Origin of the sequence: Parafrankia sp. Ea1.12 (assembly GCF_900465275.1) — a bacterium.
GTDB classification, from domain to species: Bacteria; Actinomycetota; Actinomycetes; order Frankiales; family Frankiaceae; genus Parafrankia; species Parafrankia soli.
The window spans coordinates 1-3,036 of the sequence record NZ_UBIZ01000393.1; the positions used below are offsets into that span (position 1 = coordinate 1).

General features: G+C 73.8%; 2 protein-coding genes. Both read left to right on the forward strand.

Features of this window, described 5'->3' with window-relative positions; genetic code table 11:
* Window positions 1-404 precede the first annotated feature (404 nt).
* Window positions 405-1,433, forward strand: a complete 1,029-nt coding sequence (locus tag FMEAI12_RS22460) for a MoxR family ATPase (RefSeq protein WP_020462582.1) — start codon at window positions 405-407, stop codon at window positions 1,431-1,433.
* A 6-nt stretch (window positions 1,434-1,439) separates the two neighbouring features.
* Window positions 1,440-3,036: DUF58 domain-containing protein (locus FMEAI12_RS22465; RefSeq protein ID WP_146776752.1), on the forward strand; the 1,597-nt coding region annotated here is incomplete at its 3' end.

Here is a 3,036-nt window from a genome sequence, read left to right on the forward strand (position 1 = left end):
GTGGGGTGGAGCGGGGTGTCTTGGGGGTCCACCCCACCGCTCCCACTCCGGGCTCGGGGGCGGTAAGCGCTCCGTAGGGAGGCTGGTATAAATCGCCGCAAACCAGGTTGATACACGACAGTCAGGCGGCGAAAAAGGGAACAAATGACCCCTCGCCCGGGTACGGACGACCGGGCCGCAGCCCACGGCCACAACCGCAACGGCGGCCATCACCGACCAGTCCTCCCGGACCCCCCCTTATGGATGTCACACTCGTGGGGGAGTGCTCCGCGTCAGGATGATGTCCGGGCTGTTCCGGGGTTGCTTCCGGGGGCGGCGTCCAGGGCGGCGACGGTGCCCCCGCGCACGACATCCCCGCACCGGGGGCGACGACCGGGACACGCGATCCGAAGGAGGCCCGCACCGTGGTGACGGAGCCGGGAGTACTGCGCTGGCGCGACCCGGCGGGCGAGATCGATCATCTGTCCGAGGTCGCCGACCGGATCGGCCGCTCGGTGGAGACCGTCATCGACGGCAAGTCGGATGTGGTCCGCACGGCTCTGGTGGTCCTGTTCGCCGAGGGGCACCTCCTCATCGAGGACGTGCCAGGCGTCGGCAAGACCATGCTCGCCAAGGCCCTCGCCCGCTCGATCGACGCACGGGTGCGGCGGATCCAGTTCACTCCGGACCTGCTCCCCAGCGACGTGACCGGCGTCAGCGTCTACAACCAGGGCACCCGCGACTTCGAGTTCCGGCCGGGCCCGGTGTTCGCGAACATCGTGGTCGGCGACGAGATCAACCGGGCCGAGCCCAAGGCCCAGTCGGCCCTCCTGGAATGCATGGAGGAGCAGCAGGTGACCGTGGACGGTGTCACCTACCGCCTCGAGGCCCCGTTCATGGTCGTCGCCACCCAGAACCCGATCGAGATGGACGGCACCCGGGCGCTCCCCGAGGCCCAGCGCGACCGCTTCACCGCCCGGGTCTCGATGGGCTATCCCTCGCCCGGCGCCGAGCTGGCGATGCTCGACAACCACGGCCAGAGCGACCCGCTGACCAACGTCGTCCCGGTCACCACCGCGGCCGAGGTCGCCAAGCTGGCGAACGCGGTGCGCTCGGTGCACGTCTCCGGCGAGGTCCGCCAGTACATCGTCGACCTGGTCGGAGCCACCCGGCGGCACCCGGAGATCACGCTGGGCGCGTCCCCGCGGGCCACGCTGCACCTGATCCGTACGGCCCGGGCGCACGCCGCGGTCAGCCGGCGCGGCTATGTGCTCCCGGACGACGTCCAGGCGGTCGCCGGCCCGGTGCTGGCGCACCGCCTGCTGCTGCATCCTGAGATCATGCTGTCGGGTGAGCCGACGAACGACATCGCGGCCCGGATCGTGACCGACCTGATCGCCCGGATCCCGATCGCCCGGCAGGACCCGGCACGTCCCTCGCGACGTGGCCGTTAGAGACACGTGCGCGACTTCCTCGCTGCGGTACGCGGGCTGACGGTCCGCGGCCGCTCGTTCCTCGCCGCGGGCGGGGCGTGCGTGGCCTCGGCAGCGGTCATCGGCGAGCAGGACCTCCTCGCGGTCGGTGCCCTGCTTGTCGCGCTGCCGCTGTTCGCGGCCGGGTTCGTCGCGCGGACCCGCTACCGGCTGGCCTGCACCCGCCGGTTGGAGCCGCCGCGGGTCACCGCGGGCGACACCGTCTCGGTACGGATCCGGCTGGACAACGTCTCCCGGCTGCCGTCCTCGGTGCTGCTCGTCGAGGACACGACCCCCAACCTCGGCCTCCGCGCGCGCTTCGTGGTGGACCAGATCGAGCCGGGCGGCTCCCGTGACCTCTCCTACCCGCTGCGCGCCGGGGTCCGCGGCCGGTACCAGGTCGGCCCGCTCACGATCCGGCTGACCGACCCGTTCGGCCTGTGCGAGCTGGAGCGCAGCTTCCGGGGGCGGGACGAGCTGATCGTCGCGCCCGCCCTGGAGCGCCTGCCGCTGACGCCGCTGGTCGGTTCGTCCTCGCTGAACAACGAGGTACGCCGCTCGTCGGCACGGGCGGGTGAGGACGATTCCACCACACGGCCGTACCGCTCCGGCGACGATCTGCGCAAGGTGCACTGGAAGACCACGGCCCGGCTGGGTGAGCTGATGGTGCGCCGCGACGAGCGGCCGCTGACCGGCGCCGCCACCGTGCTGCTCGACACCCGGCACACGGCCTGGCCCGAGATGGACCGGGACGACCCCTTCTCCTGGGCGGTCGGCGCGGCCGGCTCGATCGCGGTCAACCTCGCCCGCAGCGGCTACGGCGTCCGGCTGATCGCCGACACCGGTGTCGCGGCGACCGGTCCCGGCAACGCCGTGGGCGCGCTGCTCGACGAGCTGGCGGTCATCGCGCCGACCCCGTCGGCCACCCTCAGCCCGGCGCTGGCCAGTCTGCGCTCGGCTGAGCACTCCGGCATGGTCGTCGTCGTGCTCGGACGCACCGACCAGGCGACGGCCTCGATGATCGCGGGTGCCCGGCCGCGCAACGCCCCGGCCATCGCGGTGCTGGTGGATCTCGCCGGCTGGGGCGCCTCCCCGGCGGCCGGGGGCGACCTGGAGGTCACCCGGCACACCCTGACCAGGCACGGCTGGACCGTCCTGGTCGCGGGTGCCGGGGCCCGCCTCGCCGACACCTGGCCGCAGATCTTCCGTCCGGGCGCGTCGGCCGGGCGCCGGTTCGCCGTCGGGAACGCCGTCGGCGGCATGGCGCGGGTGTCGTACGGGTCCGTGTCGGGCACCGGTCCGGCCGCCCACGCGGGGTCCGCCCCCCGCGCGGAGCACGACGCCTCCGCCCGCCGGGCCGGCGCGGCGCCGAACGGCGGCTCGCTCCACGGCGGCTCGCTCCACGGCGGCTCCCCCCACTACAGCTCGCCCAACGGCAGCTCGCCCAACGGCGGTTCGGCCAACGGCGGTTCGGGCCACAGCGGCTCCCCCAACGGCGGCTCGGTCGGCGGCTCGCACGGTCGGGACGCCCGCCGCGCCGCGGCGGGCGTCCCGACCGTGCGAGCCGCCGAGGGTGGGGCGGACC